Raw genomic sequence first — 1,096 nt, 5'->3', positions numbered from 1 at the left:
TATGATACGACCTCCATTTCTAGCTATTCAGAAGGCCTGCAGCAAGTGAAGTATGGGATGAACAAAGAGCAGGACGGCTTGCCGCAATTCAATCTGGCGCTGTTGTTTGGTCAGGAATCGAATTTGCCGTTCTACTACCGCAAGCTCGCCGGCAACATCAGTGATGTGCAGACTGTGAAGAACGTGCTGGCAGACATGGAATTTCTGAGTTTGCGCAAGGTTCATCTGGTCATGGACCGTGGATTTTACAGCGCGGCGAACATCAACAGCTTATACAAAGATCACTATAAATTTTTGATAGGAGTCAAGCTGTCTTTGGCTTATGTCAAAGAGCATCTTGATCAACACCGAACTTCGATTCGAACGTGGACGAATTACCTGGAAGCTTACGATGTGTTCGCGCTCTGCGTTCCCATCAAATGGAATTATACGCAGGAGCGCCCGTACAAAGGAGACGTAATTCGTGCCGAGAGAAGACTGTACCTTCACTTGTACTACAACGGGGAAAAGGCGGCCGAGGATGAGCTGCGCCTGACACGCAGACTGCTCGCTTGGCAGAAAGAATTGCAAGAGGGCAAACGGAAGCAAGAGCATGCCAAAGCGTATGAGAAATATTTTGAAGTTTCGGAAACACCGATGCGGGGAAAAAAGGTGACAGCGAAGCAAACGGCAATTGAAGAAGCGAAGAAGAATTACGGTTACTTCGCGTTGATTAGCAACGAGATCAAGGATCCGGAGGAAGCGCTGAGCCTATACCGAAACAAAGATCTGGTGGAGAAAGCATTTGGGAACCTGAAGGAACGTCTCAGTGCACGTCGCATGCTGGTCTCTTCCGAGCAGGCCTTAGACGGTAAACTGTTTGTCCAATTTCTGGCACTCATTTATTTGTCCCACATGAAAAAGGTAATGAAAGAGCAACAGCTTTTTGGAACGTATACCATGCAAAGCGTCTTGGATCAGTTGGACTGCATCGAATGTTTCGAGCGTCCGGGGCGCGATCTGCGAATCGGTGAAATCACCGAAAAACAGCGCGAGCTGTTTCAAAAGCTGGGAGTCACCCCGCCGTCCTCGTTATGAGTTGGCGGGAATGCAGGTT

1 protein-coding gene is annotated in these 1,096 nt (G+C 48.7%); it reads left to right on the top strand.

The genetic code is table 11. The features are described from left to right. Positions 1 to 1,077 (top strand): IS1634 family transposase (locus L1N85_RS25420; protein ID WP_235241819.1); only part of this gene is annotated, 1,077 nt, incomplete at its 5' end. Between the last annotated feature and the right edge of the window lie 19 nt (positions 1,078 to 1,096).

The sequence above is a fragment of the Paenibacillus alkaliterrae genome (assembly GCF_021532375.1).
Classification (GTDB): Bacteria; Bacillota; Bacilli; order Paenibacillales; family Paenibacillaceae; genus Pristimantibacillus; species Pristimantibacillus alkaliterrae.
The sequence above is the reverse complement of the archived record's forward strand: the minus strand, read 5'-3'. Positions and strand labels throughout refer to the sequence as shown.